1 protein-coding gene is annotated in these 585 nt (G+C 46.0%); it reads right to left on the bottom strand.

The window, feature by feature from the left end:
* On the bottom strand, positions 1–585 hold a 585-nt coding region (locus QUA20_RS21135; protein WP_333190988.1), incomplete at both ends, for a hypothetical protein.

Here is a 585-nt window from a genome sequence, read left to right on the forward strand (position 1 = left end):
TGCAGCACCCACTGCACCATTAAATGTCACATTACCGCTAACCGCCTTCGCCGTCAAATCGCTGCTGCCGTTAACTGTATTATTGAAAGTAATGTCGCTGCCGGAGAGAATCGGATTGTTGGCAATTGTCACTGCATCTCCGTAGGTTTGAGCGCCAGTGGTTGTCACATTGCCATTAAGTTGAGTTGTGCCGCCAATATCTGTAGTCAAACTCGCAGCATTGACTGTTTGATTAAATGCAGTTGTGCCTGTAGAGTTAGCTGTTAAATTGCCGATCGTACTTGCAGCACCAACTGCACCATTAAATGTCACATTACCGCTAATCGCCTTCGCCGTCAAATCGCTGCTGCCGTCTACAGTATTACTGAAAGTAATGTCGCTGCCGGAGAGAATCGGATTGTTGGCAATTGTGACAGCATCTCCATAAGTTTGACTGCCGATTGTAGCGACATTGCCTTTTAGTTCAGTTGTGCCGCCTGGATCTGTAGTCAAACTCACGCCATCGACTGTTTGATTAAATGCGGTTATTCCTGTAGAGTTAGCAGTAATATTTCCTAATGCCTTGGTATTGCCAACTGCACCATT

Origin of the sequence: Microcoleus sp. Pol7_A1 (assembly GCF_036701085.1) — a bacterium.
Classification (GTDB): domain Bacteria; phylum Cyanobacteriota; class Cyanobacteriia; order Cyanobacteriales; family Microcoleaceae; genus Microcoleus; species Microcoleus asticus.